The sequence below is a fragment of the Posidoniimonas polymericola genome (assembly GCF_007859935.1).
In the GTDB taxonomy this organism is placed as follows: Bacteria; Planctomycetota; Planctomycetia; order Pirellulales; family Lacipirellulaceae; genus Posidoniimonas; species Posidoniimonas polymericola.
The window spans coordinates 252,784-278,732 of record NZ_SJPO01000005.1; the positions used below are offsets into that span (position 1 = coordinate 252,784).

The 25,949-nt window shown below is 66.3% G+C and carries 21 protein-coding genes, 1 tRNA gene, 1 other RNA gene and 1 pseudogene; 19 read left to right on the forward strand and 5 right to left on the reverse strand.

All coding sequences use genetic code 11. The features are described 5' to 3' along the window. Positions 1–95: 95 nt before the first annotated feature. Both Pla123a_RS12015 and csrA read right to left on the reverse strand, forming a co-directional pair. A tRNA-Glu gene (locus tag Pla123a_RS12015) sits at positions 96–168 on the reverse strand. A 207-nt stretch (positions 169–375) separates the two neighbouring features. Then, positions 376–621, reverse strand: coding sequence for a carbon storage regulator CsrA (gene csrA, locus Pla123a_RS12020; protein WP_146587229.1), 246 nt, complete (start codon positions 619–621; stop codon positions 376–378). A gap of 459 nt (positions 622–1,080) precedes the next feature. Between csrA and Pla123a_RS12025 the strand changes: the two genes are divergently transcribed. After that, a complete protein-coding gene (locus Pla123a_RS12025; protein ID WP_146587231.1) occupies positions 1,081–1,857 on the forward strand; it encodes a TatD family hydrolase in 777 nt (258 codons plus the stop codon). 12 nt (positions 1,858–1,869) lie between these two features. On the opposite strand, the gene Pla123a_RS12030 is transcribed toward Pla123a_RS12025, so the two are convergent. Next, positions 1,870–2,502: a hypothetical protein gene (locus Pla123a_RS12030; protein ID WP_146587233.1), complete on the reverse strand. Its 633-nt coding sequence runs from the start codon at positions 2,500–2,502 to the stop codon at positions 1,870–1,872. A gap of 170 nt (positions 2,503–2,672) precedes the next feature. Between Pla123a_RS12030 and Pla123a_RS12035 the strand changes: the two genes are divergently transcribed. The 6 genes and pseudogenes from Pla123a_RS12035 (at position 2,673) to Pla123a_RS12060 (ending at position 7,258) form a co-directional block, all read left to right on the forward strand. Next, positions 2,673–3,101 (forward strand): VOC family protein, encoded by a 429-nt coding sequence (locus tag Pla123a_RS12035; RefSeq protein ID WP_146587235.1) that lies wholly within the window; start codon positions 2,673–2,675, stop codon positions 3,099–3,101. Between the two features lie 42 nt (positions 3,102–3,143). Further along, the gene (locus Pla123a_RS12040; protein ID WP_146587237.1) at positions 3,144–4,208 is read left to right on the forward strand and encodes a M42 family metallopeptidase; all 1,065 of its coding nucleotides are present in this window, start codon (positions 3,144–3,146) and stop codon (positions 4,206–4,208) included. 93 nt (positions 4,209–4,301) lie between these two features. Next, positions 4,302–4,685: pseudogene (locus Pla123a_RS25285) on the forward strand (hypothetical protein); the annotation flags it as partial. A gap of 122 nt (positions 4,686–4,807) precedes the next feature. Next, positions 4,808–5,059, forward strand: coding sequence for a hypothetical protein (locus Pla123a_RS12050; protein ID WP_146587239.1), 252 nt, complete (start codon positions 4,808–4,810; stop codon positions 5,057–5,059). 52 nt (positions 5,060–5,111) lie between these two features. Further along, a complete protein-coding gene (locus tag Pla123a_RS12055) occupies positions 5,112–6,686 on the forward strand; it encodes a bifunctional GNAT family N-acetyltransferase/carbon-nitrogen hydrolase family protein (protein WP_146587241.1) in 1,575 nt (524 codons plus the stop codon). Positions 6,687–6,823: 137 nt separating this feature from the next. Then, complete coding sequence (locus Pla123a_RS12060; protein WP_197527900.1) at positions 6,824–7,258, forward strand: hypothetical protein; 435 nt, start codon at positions 6,824–6,826, stop codon at positions 7,256–7,258. A 187-nt stretch (positions 7,259–7,445) separates the two neighbouring features. Here the strand turns inward: Pla123a_RS12060 and rsgA are convergent, their stop codons facing one another. Then, on the reverse strand, positions 7,446–8,582 hold the full coding sequence (gene rsgA / locus Pla123a_RS12065; RefSeq protein ID WP_146587245.1) for a ribosome small subunit-dependent GTPase A: 1,137 nt from the start codon (positions 8,580–8,582) through the stop codon (positions 7,446–7,448). A gap of 167 nt (positions 8,583–8,749) precedes the next feature. Next, a complete protein-coding gene (locus Pla123a_RS12070) occupies positions 8,750–9,211 on the reverse strand; it encodes an FHA domain-containing protein (RefSeq protein ID WP_146587247.1) in 462 nt (153 codons plus the stop codon). A 286-nt stretch (positions 9,212–9,497) separates the two neighbouring features. On the opposite strand from Pla123a_RS12070, the gene rnpB reads away from it, so the two are divergent. From rnpB to Pla123a_RS12130, 12 genes are all read left to right on the forward strand, one after another. Beyond that, positions 9,498–9,870, forward strand: an RNA gene (gene rnpB / locus Pla123a_RS12075) — RNase P RNA component class A. A 299-nt stretch (positions 9,871–10,169) separates the two neighbouring features. After that, positions 10,170–12,173: a sulfotransferase family protein gene (locus Pla123a_RS12080; protein WP_146587249.1), complete on the forward strand. Its 2,004-nt coding sequence runs from the start codon at positions 10,170–10,172 to the stop codon at positions 12,171–12,173. Positions 12,174–12,340: 167 nt separating this feature from the next. After that, a complete protein-coding gene (locus Pla123a_RS12085; protein ID WP_146587251.1) occupies positions 12,341–13,525 on the forward strand; it encodes a S26 family signal peptidase in 1,185 nt (394 codons plus the stop codon). Between the two features lie 571 nt (positions 13,526–14,096). Then, positions 14,097–16,019: a signal peptidase I gene (gene lepB, locus Pla123a_RS12090; protein WP_197527901.1), complete on the forward strand. Its 1,923-nt coding sequence runs from the start codon at positions 14,097–14,099 to the stop codon at positions 16,017–16,019. Between the two features lie 46 nt (positions 16,020–16,065). Further along, on the forward strand, positions 16,066–16,800 hold the full coding sequence (gene lptB, locus Pla123a_RS12095) for an LPS export ABC transporter ATP-binding protein (RefSeq protein WP_146587255.1): 735 nt from the start codon (positions 16,066–16,068) through the stop codon (positions 16,798–16,800). Between the two features lie 73 nt (positions 16,801–16,873). After that, entirely contained in the window at positions 16,874–17,650 is a 777-nt protein-coding gene (locus Pla123a_RS12100; RefSeq protein WP_146587257.1) for an NIPSNAP family protein, read from the forward strand. Between the two features lie 281 nt (positions 17,651–17,931). Then, on the forward strand, positions 17,932–19,599 hold the full coding sequence (locus Pla123a_RS12105; protein WP_146587259.1) for a hypothetical protein: 1,668 nt from the start codon (positions 17,932–17,934) through the stop codon (positions 19,597–19,599). A gap of 61 nt (positions 19,600–19,660) precedes the next feature. Further along, positions 19,661–20,044: a J domain-containing protein gene (locus tag Pla123a_RS12110; protein WP_146587261.1), complete on the forward strand. Its 384-nt coding sequence runs from the start codon at positions 19,661–19,663 to the stop codon at positions 20,042–20,044. 189 nt (positions 20,045–20,233) lie between these two features. Then, the gene (gene lpxD, locus Pla123a_RS12115; protein ID WP_146587263.1) at positions 20,234–21,325 is read left to right on the forward strand and encodes a UDP-3-O-(3-hydroxymyristoyl)glucosamine N-acyltransferase; all 1,092 of its coding nucleotides are present in this window, start codon (positions 20,234–20,236) and stop codon (positions 21,323–21,325) included. Beyond that, positions 21,322–22,215 carry an LpxI family protein gene (locus tag Pla123a_RS12120; protein ID WP_146587265.1) on the forward strand — a complete coding sequence of 298 codons (894 nt, stop codon included), beginning with the start codon at positions 21,322–21,324 and terminating at the stop codon, positions 22,213–22,215. The genes lpxD and Pla123a_RS12120 overlap by 4 nt, the downstream gene beginning before the upstream one ends. A gap of 375 nt (positions 22,216–22,590) precedes the next feature. After that, a complete protein-coding gene (locus Pla123a_RS12125) occupies positions 22,591–23,610 on the forward strand; it encodes a sigma-54 interaction domain-containing protein (protein WP_146587266.1) in 1,020 nt (339 codons plus the stop codon). A 1,450-nt stretch (positions 23,611–25,060) separates the two neighbouring features. After that, positions 25,061–25,582 (forward strand): hypothetical protein, encoded by a 522-nt coding sequence (locus Pla123a_RS12130; RefSeq protein WP_146587268.1) that lies wholly within the window; start codon positions 25,061–25,063, stop codon positions 25,580–25,582. Positions 25,583–25,949: the final 367 nt, after the last annotated feature.

Below are 25,949 nucleotides of genomic sequence, written 5' to 3' on the forward strand. Positions count from 1 at the left end.
TGTGAATAATACTCGCGAGAATCTACCGCCAGCCAACAAAAAAAGCCGGCCTGCTCACCTGCTGTTATAGAGCAGTTGGGCAGGCCGGCTAGGAGTGACCCCAACGGGGTTCGAACCCGTGTTGCCGGCGTGAAAGGCCGGAGTCCTAGACCACTAGACGATGGGGCCTTGAATCGGGCGGCACAGCCGCCCGCTCGGAGAATGCTTTTTTTAGGCGGCCGAGGCAAGATCGTCAAGGCGATGATCGGCGCCGCGGGGCGAGTCGCCCCATTCAAAATAGCAAGATTGGAGGCTGATTCAGCTGATCAGCTCTCAGAATAGCGGGCAGGTTAGAAGTTCCACTGCCGTTGGCTGTGCGTTCAGGGGAGGCCGCAATTACTCGGCGGGGGTGTTGCCGGATTCATCGACAGAACCGTTTACGCCCTGCTCGGTACCGGCAGGACCGGCCTCGGCTTGTTGGCTCCGACGGATCGCTTCGTAGACTTCGTTGCGGTGCACGGGCACTTCCTTCGGCGCTTCAACGCCGAGGCGTACCTTATCCCCGCGGATCTCCACAACGACGATCGTAATGTCATCGTTGATGACAATACTCTCGTTCTTCTTCCTGGACAGGACCAACATGGGTCGATTCCTCGGTTTCGACAGCTGGCGCCCTGCCCGAGGCGGCCCACGACGGGGCGCCCTTGCGAGCAAAACGCACGGCCTTCCGCCCGCAGACCCTAATACTGCGGACATCGTCCATACCTTCACTCTAAAACCCGTCTATCGGGAGTCAAGCGAATGCTAAGTCAAGAGGCCCTGAAATCGAAGAAAATGTCAAATTTGGCACGATTTTAGAAGCGGGGCTAGCCTGACAGGCTGTGGATTGCCGCATGCCGCAATCGGCGCCACTTAGGCGCCCCTTTCCAGGCGCCCGCCGCCGGGGCTGGCTTCGGGCACTAGTCGCCGGTCGACTCACAAGCTGACACCACCCAAACGACGCCCTGCGTCTCGACCGTCCACCTTGACGCGATGCCCGTGAACTGGTCGGGTGCTGCTCCGCCCCGCTCCCCCGTCATACCCAACGCCCGCCGTTCTTCCATGCTGATCGACACCCACGCCCACCTGGACCAACACGCCTTCGACGCCGACCGCTCGACCGTCGTCGACCGGGCGGTCGCAGGGGGCGTCGAGCAATTGATCGCGATCGGGGTCACGGCCGAGTCGAGCGCCGACTGCGTGCGGCTCGCGGCCCAGTACCCCGCGGTGAGCGCCGCGGTCGGAATCCAGCCCAACGACGTCGCCGAGGCCCAGCCGGGCGACTGGGACAAGATCGCCGTGTTGGCCGAGAAGCCGGGCGTCGTCGCGCTCGGCGAGACCGGCCTCGACCGGCACTGGGACTTCACCCCGTTTGAACAGCAGCAGGACTACTTCGACCGCCACCTTCGGCTGTCGCAGTCCTCCGGGCTGCCGTTTATCGTCCACATGAGGGACTGCGGCGAGGACATCCTCGAGATGCTCCGCGAGGCGAGCGGGCGCGGGCCGCTGTCGGGCGTGATGCACTCGTTCACCGGCGACGCCGAACTGGCCGCCGAGTGCCTGGCGCTGGGGCTCTACATTAGCTTCGCCGGCATGGTGACATTCAAAAAGTCGGATGAGCTGCGGGCCGTGGCCAAGACCGTTCCGGCCGACCGACTGCTGGTCGAGACCGACTGCCCGTACCTGTCGCCCGAACCGGTCCGCAAGATCCGCCGCAACGAGCCGGCCCACGTCGCCCACACGGCCCGGCTGCTTGCCGACGTGCGTGGCGAATCGTTCGCCGACCTGGCGGCCCAAACAACCGCGAACGCGAAGCGGCTGTTCCCTCTCCTGCCGTAAGGCGGCGCCCGATCAGTTGCAGCCGCACGGCCGGCCGTACGAGGCGTCGTAGCTGGGCGAGGGACCAACCCAGCCGCCGCACTTGTCGCACGGGTCGCAACAGCGGGGAGGGTCGTTGTGCCACTCGTTCCAGTAGATCTCGCCGTCGCAGCCGCTGCACCCCACAAGGCCGCCGAACAGCTTGCCGAGGGCGTATTTGACGTTGTACAGGCACGCGGCGCCGGGGCGGCAGCAGTCGCCGCAACCACAGACGTCGCCGCACGCGTCGGCTCCGCAGCACGGGTCTGCACAGCAGCCGGGCTCGGCACAGCAGCCGGGATCGACGGCGCAATCGGCCTCGCAGCCGCAGCCGACTTCGCAGCCGCAGCTCGCGTCACAGCAACCGTCCGAACCGGTGCAGACACAGAACGGGATCTTGGGCTTGCAGCAGCCCTTGTACTTCTGGAAGGCCATGTCGCAGCCGTTGGGGCCGCAGCAGTCGCCGCAGCCGCCGACGCCGCACCCGACCTCGCACCCCGCGTCGCAGCACCCGACGCCGGCGCCGCAGTGTTTGCCGGGCAGGCAAGCGCAGCCACTGGCGGCGGCGATCAGCAGGACGAGTCCCAGCGACAAGAGTTTCCGAAGTGACTTTTGCAGTGCGGTCATCGAGTTCCCCCTCAAGGCGGCCGAGTCTGACAAGCAGCTCAGCACAGTCGGTCGCCGCTTCCTACGGCGGACGCTTCCGTCGGTTCGATCGTCGAGCGGGGCGCCCGCCGTTGAGCAAATCCGCTAGAATCGGCAAAGTTTGCCCAACCAGCCCCCCGCAGAGAGCCTGCATGCCCTCGCCGCTAGCAATCGGCCGCTTCAACCACGCCACGCTCAACTGCCGCGATGTGGAGCGGAGCGTCGCGTTCTACCGCGAGGTCCTGGGGATGCGACAGATGAAGCGACCCGGCTTCAGCTTCGCCGGCGCCTGGCTCTACCGCGACGGACTCGGCATGATGATCCACCTGAACGAGATCACCGACCTGCCCGAGCCCCCCGACAAGATCCAGACCCGCCACCGGCATGTCGCGTTCCGGGCCGACGATTTTGACGCCGCCCTGGCAGACCTTGCCGAGCGGGGCATCCCGTTTGAACAGCGCCAGCTCCCCGACCTCGGCTACCGCCAGGCGTTCCTGCACGACCCCGACGGCAACATCATCGAACTCGGCGAATGGCCCGATGTCGAACAACTGATCGAGCGCGAGGGCCTCGAGCTCTAGCTATTACCCCACACTTCCCCCTGCCCCTCCACAGGCCCACGCATGACGCCCGAAGCCAAGACGTTTTTTCAGCAGATCCTCGAGACCCCCAGCCCGTCGGGCTTCGAGCAACCGGTCCAGCAGCTCGTCCGCGACTATGCCAAGCCCTTCGCCGACGACATCCGCACCGATCTGCACGGCAACGTGATCGTCAGCTGCAACCCGGACGCGCCGCTGCGGATCATGTTCGCGGGGCACGCGGACCAGATCGGCCTGATCGTCACGTACATCGACGAGTTCGGCTTCATCTACACCAACACTATTGGCGGCTGGGACCCGCAGCAGCTGATCGGCCAGCGGATGACGATCCACACCGCCAGCGGCACGATCCCCGCGGTCATCGCCCGCAAGGCGATCCACCTGCTCGATGAGCAGGAACGCAAGCAGGTGGTGAAGACCAAGGAGCTGTGGCTCGACATCGGCGCCAAGGATCAGAAGGAGGCGGCCGAGGCGGTCGCTATCGGCGACCCGGTGACCCTGCAGCTTGGCTACCAGGAGATGCGCAACAACCTGGCCAACTCGCCCGGCATGGACGACAAGACCGGCCTGTGGGTCTGCATGGAGGGCGCGCGGCGCGCGGTCGAGCGGGGCGGGCTGAAGGTCGCCGTGCACGCGGTTGCCACCGTGCAGGAAGAAGTCGGCCTCCGCGGCGCCGCCACCAGCGCCTACGGGGTGCACCCACACGTCGGCATCGCGGTCGACGTGACCCACGCCACCGACTGCCCCACCATCGACAAGACCCAAGAGGGCGACGTCAAGCTCGGCGGCGGCCCGGTGGTGTACCGCGGGCCGAACTTCAACCCCGAGGTGGTGAAGGGCCTGAGGGCCGCGGGAGAGAAGGCCGACATCGGCCTGCAATGGTGCGGCATGGGCCGCCCCGGCGGCACCGACGCCAACGCCATCCAGCTCGCACGCGGCGGCGTCGCGGCCGGCCTGGTGAGCGTTCCCAACCGGTACATGCACAGCGCGGTCGAGATGATCTCGCTCGATGACATCGACCAGTGCGCCGACCTGCTGGCCGAATTCGCCCTAGGCGTCGCGGCGGACGCGGACTTCACGCCCCGGTAGACTCCCTGAGCTTATCCAATGTCTTAGAGCTCAAAGCGGCTTCTTGTCGTTGGTGGTCCAAACGGCGCAGGAAAGACCACCCTTGCGAATGCGTACCTCGCTCGCGGGGACTGGCTCTATCTTGGGGCTGATAAGATCGCCACCGAGATTTGCCCGGAGCGTCCTGAGTCTGTCGCCGCTGCCGCTGGCAGGGAGTTTGTCGAGCGGATAGAGGAAGCCCTGCAAGGTTCCGAGAGCCTGCTGGTCGAATCGACGCTCTCGGGCAGGTCGATAGGAAGGGTCATCGAACGCGCCCATAGACTGGGCTTCGAATGCCAGATTGCTTTTACCTTTGTGGACGCTCCCGATACCAGCATTGCTCGCGTTGCTCACCGGGTTCGGATCGGCGGCCACCACGTACCTAGCGAGGATATGCGCAGGCGATTCTATCGCAGCATGCAAGAACTTCTGGTTACGATACAGGGACATGGCAGATGAGTGGACGTTATCAGATAACCGGTTATCCACGATGCGTGAGATCGCTCTTGGAAATGCGAGCATCACGCGGATCATTGATCACGCTGCGATGGCCGAGTTCTTGAACATTGTGGAGAGCGATAATGAGTGAGTTTTCGCAAACCAACGGCTCTGCTACCGACGCAGCCGCTCTCCGATTCGCTGCGGAGGTTCGGGAATACGGCGCTGAGGGGGTTCGCAAAGCCCAAGCCGACGCCCGCGAGGCGGGCGTGCCGCTGGTCTACTCAATCAACGGCATCCTCCACTGGGAGCTGCCCGATGGTTCGCTGACGACCGCCGACCCGTGGCAGGATGCGGCGGGGGGCGACGGCGCAGCGAAGACGGCCGAGTCTTAATTCTCGCCGTTCTGCCCCTTTCACAGCGGCGCGGTGACGCTATGATTCGCGCATGGCAAAAGCACCGCTCGAGAATCTCAAGATCCGCCGCTGGAAAAAGGCCGACATCGCCGCGATTGTCGACTGCCAGCGGGCCGCCTACCCACAGCTCAATGAAGAGAGCCTGCAGGACGCCCGCAAGTTCGAGCTGCAGCTCGCGGCGTTCCCCGAGGGGCAGTTCCTCGCCGAGCTCGACGGGCAGGTGGTCGGTTACTGCTCTTCGCTGATCGTGACGATCGACGACGAGCTGCCGTGGCACTCGTACGACGAGATGACCGGCGTCGGCACGTTCAACACGCACGACCCGGGCGGCGATTCGCTGTACGGGTCGGACATCGCGGTGCACCCCAAGCACCAGGGGCAGGGCGTCTCCGCGGCTCTGTACAAACGCCGCAAGTCGCTGCTCAAGCGGCTCAACCTGCGGCGGATGATCGCCGGCGGTCGGATCCCCGGCTACCGCGAGCACGCCAAGCGGATGCTGCCCACCGAGTACATCGAGGCGGTCAAGCGGGGCGAGCTGAAGGACCGGGCGCTCTCGGCGCACCTCAAGGCGGGCTACGACGTGCGGGGCGTGCACTACGCGTACCTCAGCGACGCGGAGAGCATGAACTACGCCACGCTGCTCGAGATGCCCAACCCGAGGTTCGACCCGGCCCGGCGGCTGATCGCCGGCGCGCCGATCCGCAAGTCGGTCCGCAAGGTGCGTGTCTGCGCCGGCCAGTACCAGATGCGTCCGCTCGAGGACTGGCACCAGTTCGAGATGCAGGTCGAGTTCTTCGCCGACGCCGCCGAGGAGTACCACTGCCACTTCCTGCTTTTGCCAGAGATGTTCACCGCCCAGCTCTTCAGCCTGCTGCCGCAGGAGATGGAGTCGATGCAGGCGGTGCGGAAGCTGGCCGAAATGACCGAAAAGTACAAGGAGCTCTGCCTGCGGATGGCGGGCAAGCACGGGCTGTACCTGATCGGCGGCTCGCACCCGGTAATGAACGAGGACGGCGAGCTACGCAACACGGCCCACCTGTTTACCCCGCGCGGCGACATCTACACCCAGGACAAGCTGCACATCACCCCGGTCGAGCGAACCTACTACGGCATGCAGCCGGGCGACACGCTCAAGGTGTTCGACACCCCGGTCGGCCGGATCGGCATCCTGATCTGCTACGACGTCGAGTTCCCCGAGCTCACCCGGGTGCTGGTGCAGCACGGCATCGAGGTGCTGTTTGTCCCGTTCGCCGTGTACGAGCGGAAGGGCTACCACCGTGTCCGCTTCTGCGCCCAGGCCCGCGCGGTGGAGAACGTGATCTACGTCGCGCTGGCCGGCTCGGTCGGCAACCTGCCGCAGGTCCGCAGCTTCCTGATCAACTACGCCCAGTCGGCCATCTGCACGCCGTGCGACTTCGCCTTCCCGAAGGACGGTATCCTGGCCGAGGCCGAGCCCAACACCGAGACCGTTGTCATCGGTGAGCTTGACCTCAACGACCTCGCCGTGCAGCGCGACATCGGCAGCGTGCTCCCGCTCCAGGATCGGCGGAGCGACCTCTACGAGGTCAACTGGAAGGGCAAGGTCGAGATCGTGACCGTGCGGTAGCTGCTAGCCTGCCCTGTGCGAGCCTGATCGCAATGGACAACCCCTACCAATCTCCGCACAGCACGCCAGCGGCTTCAGCCGATGGCGTCTCGCGATCAACATCGAAACGGCGTACCAGAGTTCCGCGTGGCGTCGCCGTGGCGTTGCTGTTCGCGTCCGCGGGTCTTGGTGTGCCGGTTCTTCTCAACGCTGGCGCGAATCTCTGGCGATTCCCTCTGCTGCTCAACCCCGAGTTCGTCGCCGAGCAGCTTGCCGCGTCGGCTCGGAGGATGCGTGTCCCGGCCTTCGGGTGTGCTTGGGTGTTCGCTCTGGCAGGGTTCTTGACGGCCACGCCGGCCCGCGGCCGCGGCTACGTCAGGTCGCTGCTGCAAGTGGGGCTGGTCGCGCTCGGCGGGATCTTGGCTGCGGGGACGCTACTGCCGGCTCCCAGGCTGCGAGCGGTACCGGACAGTTACGAGACGCCGCGGTACTTCCTCGCGGCAGCGATCCCGCTGGCTGCTATGCTGCTGATGCTCACCCGGGATCTGAACAACCGCGGCCGCCGACCCGACGTCGACGAACTCGCCTCGTGAATCGGATGAAACAGGAGGTCGCAGAGAGAGCAGAGGCAGCGGAGTAACATCTTCTCTGCTCTCTCTGCGTTCTCCTGTTCAAAAAAACCGCCGAATGCAGGATCCCAGCGGCTTCGTTTCTTTGTGATTGCCGGCCAGCCGTTTTTGCACGGCCGAGGCGGCCGTGCTACGTCGCGAGAACTCGGAATTAGATCTCGTCGCCGGCCTGGATCTGAACGTAGCTCTCGTACCGCCGGGTGTCGATCCAGCCGTCGGCCACGGCGTCCTTGACGGCGCAGAACTCCTCGTGCGTGTGCGTGCAGTCGCCGTAGCGGCAGTGGCTGACGAACGGCCGGATGTCGCGGAACAGGCCGGCTACCTCCTCGGCAATCACGTCCCACAGCTGCAGCTGGCGGATGCCGGGCGTGTCGACCACGTAGCCGCCGTCGGCGGTCGGGTAGAGCTCGGCGGTGGTGGTGGTGTGGCGGCCCTTCTCGCTCTCGGCGCTGACGGTCTGGACCCGCAGCGCGAGGCCCGGGTCGAGCAGGTTCAGCAGCGTCGACTTGCCGACGCCCGATTGGCCGGTCAGCACGGTCTCCTTGCCGGCCAGCGAGGCCCGCAGCTCCTCGACCCCCTGCCCGTCGACCACGGAGACGAGCCGCACGTCGTAGCCCATCTGGTCGTAGACGCCGGTGATCGGCATCAGGTCGGCGCGGTCGACCAGGTCGGTCTTGGTGATGCAGATGATCGGGCTGAGCCTGGCCTGCTCGCAGGTCACTAGGTAGCGGTCGATCAGGTTCGGCTTGAGCCGCGGCTGCGCCGCGCTGACGACAATCAGCACCTGGTCGACGTTCACCACGATCAGGTGCCGGCGGCCGCGGCTGGTGCGGCTCAGCACGCCGTGCCGCGGCTCGACCCGCTCGATGATCCCCTCGCCCTCGCCCTCCGGCCGGACCCAGACGTTGTCGCCCGCCGCCACGACGTGGCGCAGCTCGGTCGAGAGCTGCTTGAGGAGCTGACGCGTTGCGCAGGCGCGGGTGCGTCCCTCCTCAGTGAGGACGGTGCTCACAAGGCCCTGCACCCGCAGCACCCGGCCCTCGACGCAGGCGTCGCGGTCGACCTCGGGGAGCACGATCGTGCCCGACGCGTCCTCGACAATCTCGCCGCCGGCGATCGTCTTCTTGCGGGTCAGGCCGCCCTTGCCGCTGACGCGTTCGCGCGAGACGTCGTCGTCGGCCGACTCGGCGTCGCCGCTGAGGCGGCGGGTGAGGTCGTTGTTGCGGGCGCGCGACTGGTGGTTCTTGCGGAAGTTGGCCCGCAGCTTGCCCTTTTTCTTCTTAGCCACGGACCTAGGGTGCTCGGTTAGGGGAACGCGTCTCGGGGGCTCTTTTATAGCACGGCGGCCCCGGCCGGGTGAGCGGCCGGCCGCCGCGCTACCCGGTGGGCACAAAAAAAGAACGCCCAGCCAAGCTGAGCGTTCCTCGTGGTCTTCGGTTCGGCGTCCGCCGCACCCTACAGCGCCTGGCCCGGCAGTTTGACCTGGCCGGCGTCGTTGTTCTTCGGGTCGTACCGCCGGCTCGAGGAGCCCCCGCGGGGGGTGTGCTCCAGACCGGCGCGCTTCAGCAGCGACTCGCCCATGATCTCCTTGGACGGGTTGTCCGAGGGGGGCGGGCCTACGGCGCCGAGTTCGGCGGGCGAGTACTCGACGCGGTACTTGTGCTTGCTGATCGCGAGGGTGTCGCCCGGGTCGACCCGCTTGTCCTCGACCTTGACGTTGTTCACCTTCACGCCGTTGCGGCTCTGCAGGTCGCGGACAAACAGGTAGCCGCTGTCGAAGTAGAGCTCGCAGTGGTGGGCCGAAACATTGGCAAACCGCAGCACGATGTCGCAACTCTCGCGGCGACCGACCAGCAGCTTGTCTTTCAGTAGCGGGACAGGGTCGCCCCCGCCGAGCGGGATGAGTTCGCCGTACATAGAGAGCCTTGGTGGGGGGGGACGGGGGAGGATGAAATAATTGATGGCCCCGCCTGCGTATCAAGTTCCACTCTAGAAACCCCGAGAAAACTAGTCAACTCGCGGGTGGGGAGAGAGTGCGCAACTTGCCGCCCTGGTAGGCCGTTACAATCAGGACAAGTCGGTTCACACTAACAGTTTGCAAGGACAAGACCGCCGCTAGCCGTTCCCGCATCAAATCCCGCCGCTCGACCCGACGGGCGAGCCGGTGCCACCCTGAGCTGGGGGTGCTACAATCCCAGCCAGTGGAGAGGACCGGGCAGTCGCCGGTCGGGCCGCGAGGTCCGGCGGGAGGAAAGTCCGGGCGCCAGAGGACAGGGTGGTGGGTAACTCCCACCGGCCGTGAGGCCAGGGCAAGTGCAACAGAAAGCAGACCGCCAGCGGCTTCGGCCGCTGGTAAGGGTGAAACGGTGCGGTAAGAGCGCACCAGCAGGCGGGGTGACTCGCTTGGCTAGGTAAACCCCACCCGGCGCAAGGCCAAGCAGGGGGCAAGAGTCGGTCCGGCTCGCTTCAACCCCCGGGTAGGCCGCTTGAGACGGCGAGCAATCGCCGCCCTAGAGGAATGATTGCCGCCCGCCTTCGGGCGGGGACAAAACCCGGCTTACAGGTCCTCTCCACTTTCTACTCATTCCGGCCTGAAGAGATGGCCGGCCACTGCGGCGCTGGGTGGCGTGACCGCCACCGTCACAGACTTGCGGGCTGGTTGGCAGCGCTGGCGGTGGGTGGCGTGGCTGCCACCGTTACGGGCCTGCATCCCGGTTAGGGGCGCAGAGAGCAGTGCTGGCGCCGGCAGATTTGGTTTCTTTCGCGCATTCTGCGTATTCGGCTTAACCCCACCCCGCGGTCCGACGATAGACCACGATGCGGCGGGACCCTGCGCCCGTTTTGTTCGCATCGCAGTTTTTTGGTGGTCGTCGGTATGGCACAGCTCAGAATCCAGGACGCGGCGCCGCTGTGGTCAACCAGGCGCCTGGCCGCCGCGGGGCCGCTGACCAAGATGGCGGTCTGGATCGCCGGGACCGCTGCGATCGCCGCGTTGACTCAGGTGGGAGCGAGCCTGCTGGGCGTCGACTTCTGGATCCTCGATAAGAGCGCCGGCGCGGGCGTGCTGATCGTCGTGGCGTTGTCGCTGCTGCTGGGTCTGCTGTCGATCGAGGGCCGACCGATGGCCGACTACGGACTGGTCGCCGAGGCCAACTGGTGGCGGCAGGTGCTCCGCGGCGCAGCAGTCGGCGGCGGGGCGTACGCCTTGCTTGTCGGCTGGGCTTGGCTGGCGGGCGTCGCGCACTACACCGGCGAGCCGGTCACCGCCTCGCGGAGCGCCAAGATGCTGCTCGCCGTGCTGGCTGCTGGGCCCGTGGCAGCGGCGCAACAAATCATCTTTGCCGGCTACCTTGTGAGCATCCTCCGCGACCGCCACTCGCGTGCCGTGTCAGTAATCATCCCGGCGGCGTTGTTCGGCCTGGTGGCGGCAGCCAGCCGGCTGTCGGACCCGCTGGCCGGGCCGCTGTTCGTCAGCATGTTCCTGATCGCCTCGCTGCTGGGGCTGCTGAGGCTCCGCACCGGCTCGATCATGCTGCCAACCGGCCTGCTCGCCGGCCCAATCGCGGTTCGTGCGTTGCTCTCCAAGAGCCGGCTGCTGTGGTTTACTGTCGAAGACCCCAACGCGTGGTGGTTCGCGCCCTACGGCGACCCCCGGCTTGGCGTGGCGATGTGGTCGCTGCTGGCGGTTGGCGTCGCCTGGGCCGCGTACGACCTGGCCAGGCACGGCGAACACAAGGCCGTGTCCGACGCCGAGGCCGACGCGGCGTTCAAACGCGTGCTGCCGTTCTCGAATCTGTTGTCGTTCACGCCTATTGACCGCTGGGCCGTGCTGCTGTGGCAGGCGCGGTTCCGGGTGGGGCTGAAGTACCTACCACGGCTGGTGGTGACGCTGATTGCCTCGGCGCTGAACACGATCATCTCGCTGCCCGAGCGGCTGCTCTGCCCGCTGCTCTTGCGCCGCGACCCGCCCGACCCGGTGTTTATCGTCGGCATGCCGCGCAGCGGCACGACGCACCTGCACAACCTGCTGTCGCTCGATCCGCGGTTCCGGTCGCCCCGAAACTACGAGGTGTTCAACCCACACGGTTTCCTGACCGGCTGGACCACCACGGCGTGCCTGACGCCGATCCTGACCTGGCGGCGGCCGATGGACTCGATGCAGATGACGGTGATGTCTTCGCAGGAGGAAGAGTTCGCGCTGGCGGCGATGGGCAGCCCGTCGCCCTACTGGGGCTTTGAGTTCCCCCGCGAGATCAGCCGGCACGACGCCTACTGGCAGCCCGAGGGGTTCACCGCCGGCGAGGAACGCGTCTGGGCGCGGCACTACAAGCTGCTGCTCCGCAAACTCACCTGCTTCAAGCGGCGGACCCCGCTGCTGAAAAACCCCGCCAACACCGGGCGGGTGAAGCTGCTCCGCAAGCACTTCCCGGCGGCCAAGTTTATCCACATCGTCCGCCACCCACACGACGTCTACCGTTCGAACCAGCGGCTGGCGAGCCACGGGCTGGTGGTGTTCCAGCTTCAGGACCCGCACCCGGCCGACAACTACGCCACGCGGTGCCTGGAGAACTACCGGTCGTTGATGGACGCCTACTACGACGACACCCGCGACGCCCCCGCGGAATCGGCGGTCGAGGTCCGCTACGAGGACCTCGTGGCCGACCCGCTGGGCGCCATCCGCCAGGCCTACGCGGCCCTCGGCATGACGGTCACGCCCGAGTTCGAGCAGCGGCTCAACCGCTACCTCGACTCGGTGAGCCACTACCGCAAGAACCGGTTCGCCACGCTGTCGGCCGACGAGCAGGCCGAGGTCGATGGAGCGATGGCCCCATACCTGCAACAATGGGGCTACACCGAGGAGCGTCGGATCGCGGCCTAGCCGCTGGGTTATCGCGACTTCGGGGCGGCTTGTGGGGGCGCCGGGGGCGCTCCCGCCAGGGAAGCCCCCGACGAGGTACAGGCCGCTGCTCGCACGCGGCCGGGGGCTTCCGCTGTCGCGGAGCGCCCCCGGCGCCCACAAACGCATCGTTCGGTTCGCCATCCATCATGCTCAGCGAGCTGCACACCATCTTCCGCCGCGGCTTGCTGGTCGCCCTGGGATTCGCGATCCTCGTGATCTCGGGCCGCACGCTCCTCCTGCTGGGGATGATGCAGCCGGTCGTCGTCCGGGGCAGCTCGATGGCGCCGACGCTCGAGGGCGAACGCTGGACCATCGCCTGCCCGCACTGTCAACGCACCCTCACGATCGGCGTCGACCAGCTCGCGAGTCGACCGGCGCCGGCCTGTTTGATCTGCGGCAGCCTGCTTGCCGACGAGTCGCTCTCGCTGACGCCGGCCGATCAACTCGTTATCGACCGCACCGACTCGCGGCTCGACCGCTGGGACCGGGTCGTGTTCCACTGCCCGCACGACGCCCTCGAGCTCTGTATCAAGCGGGTGTGGGGGCTGCCGGGCGAGGTGATGACGATCGCCGAGGGCGACGTGTTCGCCGACGGCGTGCGGCTCGCCAAGCCGTTCTCGCGGCAGATCGAGGTCCGCCGGCTCGAGCACCGCAGCACCGGCTTCCGGCCCCGCTGGCAGACCGACGGCGGCTGGCGGCTGGACGGCGATCGGTGGCAGGGCGAACCGGTCGAGGGAAAACCGAGCTCGCTCACCTACGACGCCGTGGTGCACGACGATCACCCGGGCAACGTCGCGGTGCGGCGGCGGTTCAATCAGGTGAACGACCTGATGATCGACGTCTCTGCCCAGACAGAACCCGCGGCGGTGTGGCAGCTCATGCTGCCGGGCGGCCACGCCACGCTCGACACACGGCGCGGCCTCGCCTCGATTAGCAACCACCAAGGCGAACGGCAGACGCCACTTGCCACTTCGACGCCGCGGCGGGTGCAGTTCTCCAACTTCGACCACCGGCTGGTGGTGGGGATCGACGGGCAGGAGCTGCTCTCCCTGCCGGCCAACGACGCCGCAACGGGCCCACCACCCACCGTGCGGGTATTGCACGGCAGAGTCACCCTGCAGGACCTCTCGCTGTACAAAGACATCTACTACGAGGGCGTCCCGCTGGCGTGGGGGGCAACCGGCGACCAGCCGTGGCTCATTGGGCCCGACGAGTACTTTGTGCTCGGTGACAACCAGGCGGTGTCGGTCGACAGCAGGCGGTGGGAGACGACGCCGGGACTGCCGCGGCGGCTGATCCTCGGCCGGCCGTACCGACGACAGGGGTGGTAGCTCGCCAAACCTCCCACTCACCCCAGAATCACAGCCAAACCACATTTGGGCGGGGTGCTTTCCGGGGCTTCGAAGCCTGGCTTGGTGATGGTTTCGAATGGCAAAGAGCCACCAACCGCCAGAGAATAGGGGCTGCTGCGTGAACTGGGGCAGTCAGTCCCGCGGACGCGTCCGGCGGCTTGCTATCATTGCCAGCACCGAGCGGGCGATTGATTCGCTGATTGAACTGCGGCTTTTGTCCCTGCTAACGCGCAAAAACGGACAAAAGTCGGCCGTTGAGAGAACCTCTTGTGAGCGCAAAGCGTTCCAACAAAAAGAGATGCGGCGAGCGACGCCCCAAATGTGGCCTGGCTTCTGTCCCTAAGATTGCATGTCCCCAGAAGGGACAGAAGTCGCCTGGCCAAGCCTTCGCAGTCCAACGTTCCGGCGTTCGGGGCGATGGGCTATAGTGCACGCCCCCCTGCGCAGCGACCAACCATGTTCAAAACGGCGTTTCGCTGCGTATCGCGTAAAGAAGAAACACCTGCTGGCTGATCCGTCGCCAGCGATCACTGATAGACTCGCAAAGGCTATGGGAAAGAAGACCAAGAACAAACGCCGCGGCCCCGAGCCGGTCAACACGACCCCGCTGCCGAAGAAGCGGGCCGAGAAGGACCCGCGGAAGCACGGCCAGGCGACCCGCGAGACGGTCGAGTCGCTGGTGATCGCGTTTGTGCTGGCATTCCTGTTTAGGACCTTCCAGGCCGAGGCGTTCGTGATCCCAACCGGCTCGATGGCGCCGACCCTGATGGGCCGCCACGCCGACATGCACTGCCCCGAGTGCGGACAGCGGTACCGGATCAACGAGAGCGAACTGACCGACTCGGACGTCGACCGCATCCGTGAGATGCGCGGCGGCCGGGTCTCGCCGGCCCAGATCATGGCCGAGAACCGCGGCCTGGCGGGCCAGTGCCCCAACTGCCGGCGCATCAACTGGCTGGGTCCGGTCAACGGCATCCGCGAATCGCAGGACGCGGTGCTCGAGCGGTCGTACAGCGGCGACCGGATCCTGGTGAACAAGTACCTCTACTCGTTCACCGACCCCCAGCGGTGGGACGTCGTGGTGTTCAAGTACCCCGGCGACGCGGTGCAGAACTACATCAAGCGGCTGGTGGGGCTGCCGGGCGAGGAGCTAGAGATCAAGGGGGGCGACCTGTTTGTCCGCGAGAACGACTCCGACGAGTTCAAGATTGTCCGCAAGCCGCCCAAGAAGATCATGGCCGTACGGCAGCTAGTGTACGACTCGGCCCGCGAGCCGGCCGAGCTGCGGCAGGCGGGCTACCCGCTGCGGTGGACCCCGGCCAACGACGGCTGGACCGCTGAGGAAGCAGTCAACAACAAGCGGGTCGACCTCGCCTACCAGGCCAAGGCGACCGACGACACGAGCTGGCTACGCTACAGCCACATCCCAGCAAACGCCGTGACTTGGGCGACCGCCGAGCGGACCGGCATCGACCTCGGGCCGGACGCCAAACCGCAGCTCATCACCGACTACAACGCCTACAACACCACGATCGATGGCCAACAGCTCCGCCGGCAGGACGGCCGCGTTGCACTGCCGACCAACGACCAGGGCCTGCACTGGGTGGGCGACCTGATCGTCGACGCCGAGGTCGACATCGCCTCGGACGAGGGGAAGCTGGTTCTCGAGCTGGTCGAGGCGGGCTGCCGGTTCCGCTGCACCTTCGAGGTGGCCGACGGCTCGGCCGAGCTGACCGCCCTGCCCTTCGGCTCGACCGCGGCGCAGCCGATCGCCGCCTGCGGCAAGACCGGCGTCCGTGGTGACGGCAGCCACGAGCTGCGGATGGCGAACGTCGACAGCCGGCTGACCGTGTGGGTCGACGGCGGTGTGCTGAAGTTCGACAAACCAACCGACTACGACGCCCAAGAGCTGCTCGCGTCCGACGGCGGTATCCTGCCCCAGCAGGACGACGCCAACCCGGGCGACCTCTCGCCCGCCGGCATCGGCGCCGAGGGGCTCGAGGCGACCGTCGACCGCGTCACGCTGTGGCGGGACATCTACTACATCGCCGAGAAGAACACCAAGGACGACGTCACCCCCAACCGCGGCTGGCCGCCCAGCGACTTTCTGATGACCACCTCACCGGGAGAGGTCGCCGTGAAGACCGACAACGGGCCGGTCACCTGGTACGACATGATGCACGACCCCGCGGCGTGGGACGCGTTCCGCGCGAGGCGGTCGCAGACCTTCAAGCTCGGCGAGGACCAGTTCTTCGTGATGGGCGACAACAGCGCCGCCAGCTCCGACGCCCGACTGTGGGCCGCGGGCAACGGCGGCAAGGGGGGCATCCCGGGCGGCCCCTACCTCGAACGCAAGATGCTGATCGGCAAGGCGGTGTGCGTCTACTGGCCGCACTCGTTCGACCGGCTGCCGGGGACCTCGATCCCGTTCCCGCTGTTCCCCAACGTCCGCGACATGCGGCTGGTTCGTTAAACGCCAAGACGCGAAGCACCAACAATCGTCAAGGAGGACGATCAAAATGGCACTGCTAGAAGCCCGCGGGCTCGTTAAGTCGTACGGCCGCCGCCGCGTGGTGGACGGCGTGGAGTTTGAGGTCGAGCCGGGCGAGATCGTCGGCCTGCTGGGCCCGAACGGCGCCGGCAAGACCACCTCGTTCCGCATGACGTGCGGCATGGTCGAGCCCGACGCCGGGCGCGTGATGCTGTGCGGCAAGGAGGTCACCAACTGGCCGATGTTCCGCCGCGCACGCGAGGGCGGCATGGGCTACCTGGCCCAGGAGTCGAGCGTGTTCCGCAAGCTGTCGGTGCAGAACAACCTGCTGGGCGTGATGGAGATGCTCGGCGTCAACCGCCGCGAGCGGCGGCGACGCACCGAGGAGCTCATGGAGCAGTTCGGCATCACCAAGCTCCGCAAGAGCAAGGCGATGTCGCTGTCGGGCGGCGAGCGGCGGCGATTGGAGATCGCCCGCTGCCTGGTGTCCGACCCGAAGATCATCCTGCTGGACGAGCCGTTCACCGGGATCGACCCGGTCACGATCGACAACATCCAGGGCATCGTCCGCGACCTGCGGGACCGTGGGATCTCGATCCTGATCACCGACCACCAGGTCCGCGAAACGCTCGAGATCACCGACCGCAGCTACGTGGTGAGGGCGGGCAAGATCCTGTGCCACGGCCACCCCCAGGAGGTCCTGAGCAACCCGGACGCCAAACGGTACTACTTTGGCGAGGGGATCGAACTCGGCGCTGCGTAGTCGGGCACGCGGGCGGCGGAGCGGGTATATTGCATGTCCGTACCAATCGACTCCACCGACCCCAGGCCGATCGATGACCCTGCACCGTTTAGCGTTTGCCCCGTTGCTCCTGCTGCTGGCGACCTGCTGTTTCGCGGAAGACGCGACCAAACAGGTGATCCAGCTCCGCACCTACACGCTGGTCGACGCCGAGGCCGAGCAGCGGCTCGACGACTACCTCGAGAACGCCCTGCTCCCAGCGCTGAAGCGGCAAGGCATCGGGCCGGTTGGGGTGTTGACCCCCGCCGAAGCCGAAGCGGGCCAGCCGCCCCGCGTCATGCTCATCACTCCGGCCGACTCTTGGGCCGCGTTGCTCGACGCCGAGCGGCGGCTCGACGCCGACACCGAGTACCGCCAGGCGGCCAAGGACTACCTGGCCACGCCGGCCGACAAGCCGCTGGTAAAACGGATCACAAGCGAGCTGCTGATTGCCTTCGACGCCTGGCCGCAGACCTCCGTGCCGGAGCAGAAGCAGGCGGGCAAGGACCGGCTGTTCGAGCTGCGGACCTACGAGAGCCCGACCGAGGAGTTCGGCCGCCTGAAGGTCGAGATGTTCAATTCCGGCGAGATCCCGATATTCCTCGACTCGGGCATCAGCCCGGTGTTCATGGGGCAGGCCGTGGTCGGCGACAAGCTGCCCAACCTGACCTACCTGACCGTCTACGACGACGCCGACGCCCGCGACCTCGCGTGGAAGACCTTTGTCGAGCACGCCGACTGGCAGGTGCTCAAGGAGGTGAAGAAGTACCTGGGGACCGTGAGCAAGATCCACAAGAGCGACTGGAAGGCGAAGAGCTACTCGGAGCTGTAGCAAGGCTTCGCCGGCGGCACGCCGCACGCGGGACCATCGCCACCTGCAGTTCACCGCGAAATCATTGCTGAAAACCCCGGCATCAGCACCGTTTCCGGTTTAAATCCGCCGCTGTTTCTACCATAGAAGAGTGCAGACCTCGGCGCGGCGCAATGCCCGCCTACGGCGTTCCCACCGATTGGGCGTTTCTCATTCGGAAGGAGTTCTCATCAGCAGGGGCCTGCACCGGAACAGAAACATCTAGGCGGCCCGTTGGCGGGCGCGACGACAGGAGCCGGGCGATGGCGGCAGACAGGTGGATTGCGCGGTGCGCGGCGGCGTGCACGGTCGGCTGGGCTTGCTTTGGCGGGCCCGCGGCCCGGGGAGTCACGCTCCCGACGGTCAACCTCTCCAACAGCCAGGGGAGCTACGAGGGCGTCTACTTCGTCATCCGCGACGTCAATGCCGCGCCGCTGTCGGCGGCTCGGATCGCCCAAATCGAGGAGAGCTCGGTCAAGACGCGCGAGTTCTACGCGGCCAACTCCGGCGGGACCTACGACCTCCGCTACGCGCACATCCTGGACGTCCCGCTGACACTCGACAGCAACGGCCGCCGCATCGGCGACTGGATCGCCGACGCCGAGAACTACGTGCGTTCGCAGTACGGCATCGAGCCCGAGAGCTACCACGCCAACCTGTTCGACGTCAGCGGCACCACGCCCGACGAGGGCCAGGGCTGGTCCGGCCTGGCGTGGATCCCGAGCAACAACTACGCGGTGCAGCCCGACATCACGAGCAACTGGGGCCAGATTGTCGCCGACCACGAGCTGGGCCACCGCATCGGCGCCCCGCACGCCGGCGCGTGGCGGAGCATCAATGACGCCAACTACACGCCGTATGTCTACGACTACGACGCCGGCGCCTACGTCGAGTACAACCAGTCGGTGCACGGCTACCAGTCGACGCCGCTGGGCGTCCACCGCGATGAGTACGGCAACCCCTTCGACGTGATGGGCAACATCAGCCACGGGCACTTCAACGTGCACGAGAAGCTCAACAGCCTGCACTGGCTCACCGAAGACCAGGTCGCCGACCCGAACGAGCTGGAAGAGGGCGTCTACCGGATCTACGCCCACGACGACCAGCAGGCTTACTACAGCCGCCGCGACGACACCTACGGTGTGCAGGACGGCTACCACGCCGACCTGCTGTACGGGCTGACCTACGACCGGCGGGTAGTGGAGTACAACAACAGCCGCAACCGCTTCGGCTACAGCTTCCAGAACGTCACGCTGGAGTACCGGACCGGCAAGGACGGGCTGCAGTTCTACCTGGACGGCGCCGTGCTGGACCTGGACCCCGAGGGGGGCCTGGACCGCAACAACGGCGAGCGGGAGCTGGAGGTAGGTCAAACCATCCGCGAGATCGACTTCGGCACGGCGTTCTACCAAGGCGAAGAGGGCGTCGACTTCGCGGCACTAAGTTCCCCGCCGCCCCAGCGTCCTTGGGAGGTCATGTCCAGCTGGCTGGAGTTCGCCGTGCTGGGAACCGGCGCCGACTCGATTGGGAGCTATGTCGAGCTGGCGATTGGGACGGCCAACTACGCGGTCGAGACCGGCGTCTTTGCCGACCTCAACATCGACGGGCTGCTCGACCGGGCCGACTGGGACATCTTCACCGCCAACAGCGGCGTCGATCTGGACACGCTGACCTACACAAACCGCTACCTCCACGGCGATCTCGATTTCGACGGCGACAACGACTACCGCGACTTCCTGTTGTTCAAACTGAGCTACCTAGAGCTCAACGGCGCGGCGGCGTTCGCGAGCATGCTCGCCGTGCCCGAGCCGGGCGCGGGGGCGGGGCTGCTGATCCTGCTCTGGCTGGGCCAACGGCACAGGCTCCGCCGGCCGGAGGGCGACGCCGCAATTGCGGGCGAAACCCTCGAAAACGTCGGCTCGCTGGGATAACCTAGGGGAAGTTGCATCCCCGCTCTCCCAGCCGCGGCCGCGTGACCGGCGCTCGACAAGCATGCTGCTCGCTCAACACTCCTGGCCCGACGCGGTCGACTTCCTGGGCCTGGCCGCCACGTTCGGGCTGCTGGTGCTGGCCCCGGCCGTGGGCTACGTGCTGCTCTACCTCGACTACCGCGCGTACCTCCGCTCGCTGCGGCGGGCGCTGGTGGTGGTCCGCGGCTACGCGACCTCGCTGCCCGATTGGGTAATCCGCGACTCGCCCCCCTGCCTGGCGGCGTTGGGGTTGTCGCGCGGCTGCACCAAGGCCGACGTGCTGGCCGCCTACCGGACCAAGGTGAAGCACCTGCACCCCGACGCGGGCGGCAGCCGCACCGAGTTCGCCCGGCTGCAGCAGCACTTCGAGGACGCGATGACGTTGGTCGAGACGATAGGCGGGTGAGGCCCGCCGCGGGCCGCTAGCAGCGTTGGGCCCCCAGGAACCCGGGGCGGCGACCGCGGCAAACTCTGCTCTTGGCACGCACCGGCGGGGCTCGCTACGATGCGCCCCTGCGCCGGGGCCAGGACGGCCGCTAAGCCGGCGCAAGTTCGACACCATCGAAGCATCGATGCGACCCGGAAGGGAATCCCTATGAACCATCCGTCCGCGGCAACGCTCGGCGACCTCGCCAGGCTGGTGAACGGCCGCCTGGTCGGCGACGCCGACACCCTGATCTCCTCCGTTCACCCGCTGGACGACGCCGTCCCTGGCTGCCTGACCCTGGCCGACAACGACCAGCGGGCCAAGAGCCTGACGGATTCGCCCGCCGCCGCCGCGGTCGCCCCCGCCGACTGCGACCTGGGCGCCCTGCCCGGCATCCTCGTCGACGACGTGCACCAGGCGTTTGCGGCGATTGTGTCGCACTTCCGCCCCGCTCGGGTCCGCGAGCCGATCTCCCGGCACCCGCGGGCGGTCATCGCCGACACCGCCACGATCGACCCCACCGCGCAGGTGCTAGCAGGCGCCGTGATCGGCGAGGACGCGGATGTCGGCCCCGGGGTCGTCATCCACTCGAATACGGTTGTTGGCGCCGGCTGCCGGATCGGTGCGGGGACCCAGCTGTTCGCCAACGTCACGCTGTACGACGACGTTACCATCGGCCAGCGCTGCCTGGTGCACTCCGGCGCCGTGATCGGCGCCCACGGGTTCGGCTACTCGCAGCAGGATGGCTCGCACGTGCTCTCGGCTCAGCTCGGCTCGGTTGAGATCGGCGACGACGTCGACGTCGGCGCCGGGGCCACGATCGACCGCGGCGTCTACGGCCCGACCCGCATTGGCTCGGGCACCAAGATCGACAACCTCGTACAGATCGCCCACAACTGCCAGATCGGCCGCCACAACCTAATCTGCTCGCAGGTCGGCATCGCCGGCAGCACCTCGACCGGCGACTATGTCGTGATGGGCGGCCAGGTCGGCGTCCGCGACCACGTCACGATCGGCGACGGCGCCGTGCTGGGCGCAATGGCGGGCGTGAGCAACCACGTTGCCGCGGGGGCCCGCATGCTGGGGGCTCCAGCCGTGCCCGAACGTGTGCAGAAGCTGCAATTCGCCGCCATTGCGAAGCTGCCCGCCCTGCGGAAGGAATTCCGCCAACTGCGTCAGCTCGTTGCCGAGATGCAAGCCTCCCTAGACGACTCCACCGCGGATCAAGAGCCGCCCGCATCCGCGGAGCGCGCCGCGTGAGCGAGGTCCGCGTGCTAGCACACAAGCAACGCCAAACGATCGGGCTGATCGCCGCTTGGGGACGCTACCCGTTGGTGATCGCTGAGGCCCTCAAGGCGTCGGGACACCGGGTCTGCTGCGCGGCCGTGCGACGGCACGCGGCGCCCGAGCTCCGCGAGCTGTGCGACCACTTCCAATGGGTGGGCGCTGCAAGGATCGGCCAGGTAGTGCGGTGCTTCCGGCGCCACGGGGTCCAGACCGCCACGATGGCCGGCAAGATCCACAAGGTCGAGATGTACCAGCCGCTAGCGTGGCTTCGCTACACGCCCGACTGGACCACCATCAAGACCTTCTACCCCCATTTTGTGAGTCGCACCGCGGACCAACGGGACGACACGCTGCTCGGCGCCATCGTCGAAGCGTTCGCGGCCCGCGGCATCCAACTGGCGCCCGCCACCGACTTCGCCGAGGACCTGCTTGTGAAACCTGGACTGATCGCCGGCGCGCCGCTCTCGCCCTCCCGCCAGGCCGACGCCGAATTTGGCTGGAAGATGGCCAAAGAAATGGGCCGCCTCGATGTCGGCCAGAGCGTCTGCGTGAAGGACCGCTCGGTTATCGCTGTCGAGGCGGTCGAGGGGACCGACCTCTGCATCCAGCGGGCAGGCAAGCTGTGCCCGAAGGGCGGATTTACGGTGGTGAAGGTGGCTAAACCCCAGCAAGACATGCGGTTCGACGTGCCAACGGTCGGCCGCAAGACACTCGCTTCCATGCTGGCCGCTGGAGCCACCACACTGGTCATCGAGGCCGACAAAACCATCTTGCTCGACGAGACCGATTTCAGGGCCTTTGCCCGCCAGCATCAAATTAGTGTGCTGGCGATCAATTCCAGCACGGCTGCAGCGGCCGCCTGAGCCGATATTCTGCCTCTGGTCCGGTCAATCTCCGCGAAGAGCGTCGCAAGTCCTTCCAGGAATACACCTTACATCAACTCTTCACAGAATCGTTTCGGCCGGAATACCCGGACAGCGGGATTCTGAATTCGACGAAGTCGGCGCCAATTTTATTGAGGAAAACCGCCTACTCGTGTATGATCGGCTTAAAGGGCAGAGCCTGAAGGGTTTACCAAACCTGCAAGGTCAACGCGAAGTAAACAGGGCAGAGCAACAATGGCGGGCCGCTAGTGATCTGAAAGCCGACTTTTAGCTACTCGATTTCCCCAAGCAGCGCCACCGTGGCGTCGCTAGTACGGAAATCCCCCTCCTGGATAGCACTTCCTCGCTATCACTATGAGAAGTCGGTTGATCGTCAGCGTCTCGAAGGCATCTATGGCTTCGGCGCAACTCTCACCATCGATCGAATCATTGCTGGCGCCCCCGCCAGATTCTCCCGACAGCTGGGTGCTGGGAGCGAGTCCGCGTATTACGCAGATCGCCCGCCACGCCGAGAAGGCTGCCGAGGTGCAGTGCACCGTTCTTGTGACCGGCGAAACCGGCACCGGCAAAGAAGTTTGGGCCCGGGCCCTGCACCGCTTGAGCCGCCGCCGCGACAAGCCACTTGTGCCGGTCAACTGTGCGGCCCTCACCTCGACTCTCGCCGAGAGCCAACTCTTTGGTCACGAGAAGGGCGCATTTACGGGCGCCGCTGGCCAGAGCCTCGGTGTGTTCCGCGCCGCGAACGGCGGCGTTGTGTTCCTCGATGAAGTCGGCGAGATGCCGCTCGAGCTGCAGCCGAAACTGCTACGCGTGCTGCAGGAGTCCGAGGTGACGCCGGTTGGCGCCGCCCACCCCGAACGGATCAACGTGCAGGTGATCGCCGCCACCAACCGCGACCTAGAAGTCGAGGTGCAGGAAGGCCGATTCCGTGAAGACCTCTACTACCGCCTGAACATGGTAGAGTTACGCGTCCCGCCGTTGCGTGAGCGTGTGGAAGACATCCCGATGTTTGTCCGGTACTTCTCGCAGCGGTTCGCGGCCCGGTACGGACGCGACCTGTGGGAGCCCTCTGAGGTTGAGCTACGCGAGTTCTCGGAGTATTCGTGGCCCGGCAACATACGCCAGCTCGGCCACGTTATCGAACAGGCGTACGTGCTGGACTGCGAGCCCACCCTCCCCAATCGCCGCCAGGGACAAACCGAGGCCGCGGCGCTGCCGTTCACCGACCTCAACAAGCTCCGCGAGGTCGCCGTGAAGCAGGCGTTGCGATCGACGCAAGGTCACAAGGGCCGGGCCGCCAAGCTGCTGGGCGTGCACCCGAACACGATGACGCGGCTGCTGGCTCAGATCAAGCAGAACTCGCGGGATCAGTAGCCGCCGGCGCTGCCAGCGGTTCCGCTAGAGCCCGGATCCACTGGACAACGGCGACCAGCCCCGCTGACGCTGGCCGCCTCTTTCCTCGCTGTGAACAGCCCCCCGAGGATCCCCTGCTCCCCGTGACCAGTGCGCTCAGTTGCATTGAACTCGGCGAGCTGGGTAGGCAGCCCTAGCTCGACAGCAGGTCAGACCGATCGTCACGGGCTGTGAGCAACCCGCAGGGCCGCAACCTGCTCAGCAGCGGTAAGGGCACCGATATATCGGTCCATCCGGGTTTTCCGTGGTTAACTTCGGAAGATCGCGGTTTTCTGACCTCACCACGGACAACAACAACGGGGGGTCGCCCCGACGCCATCCCCCTCGCATCAGCCGCGGCCGAGAGGTGACGGCCGATGCGAGGGCGACGACGACGGGGCTCAAGCGCGACCTGGATTCAGGAAAACCCCAGGAAAAACAGCTCGGTGAGCCCCTCCCGTCTTCGCCGTTGCGTCGGTCCTCACCGCTCGATGGGATCGACGCGACGGCGACGTCGGGTGGGGCGGCCCCCCTCTTGTCGAGCCCGAGCCGAGGGAATTCCACCCACGGAAAACCCGGAGGGACCGATATATCTCTGCGAGAGATTGAACGGGAGGAACACGCTCTACGCTCACCCGCATTGCCAACGCATTGCCTCCGGCCCCACCCCTCAACCAACTACGCCGGGCAGACTTCAACAGTTCCCACGAATTGACGACGCCGCGCGGACATTGCGACTGACGCCAGTTCGCCGCTAGCCGCTGGGTGGCCGTCCGGTTCGAGCCGTCGCTCAGAAGCAGGCCCCCCGTGCCGACGGACGCGTCCAGGTCATCGGGAACGCAGTCAGGGCAGCCAGCACTGCCAAACCACCCAGGCTTCCCAGGCCGCCAGTCGTGCGAAATTGGCCAGCAAGAGGGAAGAGCGGCGCCTGCCGGACCCTGCCAGGCGATCGCCGGCGAGCCGCGTCGATCAGCTGGCCCCAGCCGCTTCCCAAACTGGCGAAGGCCCTGCTCTCGACAGATCTACCGCGGCCGCGAGGGTATCCGCCATGTGTCATCACTTCGATATTTACCGCGAGAACCTAAGGTCGAACGACCCATCAGACCGGGTTTCCCGAACGAATTCGCCCAGGAAAAACTAAAGCCTGCATAAACCACTACTCAGAAAGCACTTACGGATCACGGCCGCCAACTAGACACTCACCACAACGGGAATCATCCGCCTGCCCAAAAACCAGGCAGTCGGCCGTGCTCGAGACTCGGGCGCCAGCTGCCGGCGAATAGGCGCCGCCCGGCAAATGCCGTAAGTGCAAGCAATGCAAGGACTTCTCGCATGCGGTTTGCCCACCCCGGAAAGATGACAGCAAACACGAGGACTGGCGTGGTCCTCCCGGTCCATCCCGTACACGCATCTCTGGAAGGAGACGAGTGCTGTGCAGAATCAATCCACAGAAAGCTACCAACAAGTCCTGCTCGCCGCTGAGCGACTTTTCCAAACCTCACCCGACTGGGTGGTGTTCTTCCGCGAGATCCTCGGCATCGAGGGTCTCGCCCGGCAGACATTCCCCAACTTCGACGACCTGACCGCCTTCGAGAAGAGCGACGAGTTCGACCAGATCCAGAAGATGCTAGTCAAGCTCCGCGAGCAGAAGCCGGCCGCCGACGCCGACTCGGAACCAACCCGCGTGATTACTGTCCGGCTCCCCAAGAGCATGCACGAGTACCTGCGGACCGAGGCCCACGACCTGCGGACCAGCATGAACAAGCTCTGCATCTCCAAGCTGCTGCAGGTGATCGAGCAGGACATGATCCCGACCGAGAAGAACGCCCCGCCAAAGCGCCGCACGACGCTCACCCCGTCGCCGGCCGCCACGGAAGCTGCTAGCCCGGTTCAGGCGTCGACCAACGGCGCCGCGGAGCACGCCCCCGGCGGGTTCCGCCCCACGTTCCAGTAGGCCGACGGTCTACCAACAGGCAAAAGCCGCCCTGGGGACCTCCCCTGGGCGGCTTTTTTGTTGGGCGTCACCGCGCCGGCGCGCTCCGGCTAGTCACAGGTGAGCCTAGACCAGCCCGGGAGGGGTCCACGCCGCCCACTGCGCGGCCTCCAAGAAACTGCCGGCATCCGCCGGCAGCTGCGCGGGCTTAGCAGGGGAACGTCAGATTGATGGAGACTTGGCTACCAGACTTCACCAACCCCATCGGCTTTCTCCCACTTGCTCACGAGACACGCACTCGCCGGGCAGCGGGGCACTACTCAGGAGGGGTGACGCCCGGGGCTCCCTCGCTGGCGCGTCGGGCAGGCATTGGTGCGGTCTGCCAACT

Bases quoted from the DNA above. Each gene is read 5' to 3' on its own strand.
- csrA (WP_146587229.1), bottom strand. From the start codon at position 621: ATGTTGGTCCTGTCCAGGAAGAAGAACGAGAGTATTGTCATCAACGAT.
- Pla123a_RS12025 (WP_146587231.1), top strand. From the start codon at position 1,081: ATGCTGATCGACACCCACGCCCACCTGGACCAACACGCCTTCGACGCC.
- Pla123a_RS12030 (WP_146587233.1), bottom strand. From the start codon at position 2,502: ATGACCGCACTGCAAAAGTCACTTCGGAAACTCTTGTCGCTGGGACTC.
- Pla123a_RS12035 (WP_146587235.1), top strand. From the start codon at position 2,673: ATGCCCTCGCCGCTAGCAATCGGCCGCTTCAACCACGCCACGCTCAAC.
- Pla123a_RS12040 (WP_146587237.1), top strand. From the start codon at position 3,144: ATGACGCCCGAAGCCAAGACGTTTTTTCAGCAGATCCTCGAGACCCCC.
- Pla123a_RS12050 (WP_146587239.1), top strand. From the start codon at position 4,808: ATGAGTGAGTTTTCGCAAACCAACGGCTCTGCTACCGACGCAGCCGCT.
- Pla123a_RS12055 (WP_146587241.1), top strand. From the start codon at position 5,112: ATGGCAAAAGCACCGCTCGAGAATCTCAAGATCCGCCGCTGGAAAAAG.
- Pla123a_RS12070 (WP_146587247.1), bottom strand. From the start codon at position 9,211: ATGTACGGCGAACTCATCCCGCTCGGCGGGGGCGACCCTGTCCCGCTA.
- Pla123a_RS12080 (WP_146587249.1), top strand. From the start codon at position 10,170: ATGGCACAGCTCAGAATCCAGGACGCGGCGCCGCTGTGGTCAACCAGG.
- Pla123a_RS12085 (WP_146587251.1), top strand. From the start codon at position 12,341: ATGCTCAGCGAGCTGCACACCATCTTCCGCCGCGGCTTGCTGGTCGCC.
- lepB (WP_197527901.1), top strand. From the start codon at position 14,097: ATGGGAAAGAAGACCAAGAACAAACGCCGCGGCCCCGAGCCGGTCAAC.
- lptB (WP_146587255.1), top strand. From the start codon at position 16,066: ATGGCACTGCTAGAAGCCCGCGGGCTCGTTAAGTCGTACGGCCGCCGC.
- Pla123a_RS12100 (WP_146587257.1), top strand. From the start codon at position 16,874: ATGACCCTGCACCGTTTAGCGTTTGCCCCGTTGCTCCTGCTGCTGGCG.
- Pla123a_RS12105 (WP_146587259.1), top strand. From the start codon at position 17,932: ATGGCGGCAGACAGGTGGATTGCGCGGTGCGCGGCGGCGTGCACGGTC.
- Pla123a_RS12110 (WP_146587261.1), top strand. From the start codon at position 19,661: ATGCTGCTCGCTCAACACTCCTGGCCCGACGCGGTCGACTTCCTGGGC.
- lpxD (WP_146587263.1), top strand. From the start codon at position 20,234: ATGAACCATCCGTCCGCGGCAACGCTCGGCGACCTCGCCAGGCTGGTG.
- Pla123a_RS12125 (WP_146587266.1), top strand. From the start codon at position 22,591: ATGAGAAGTCGGTTGATCGTCAGCGTCTCGAAGGCATCTATGGCTTCG.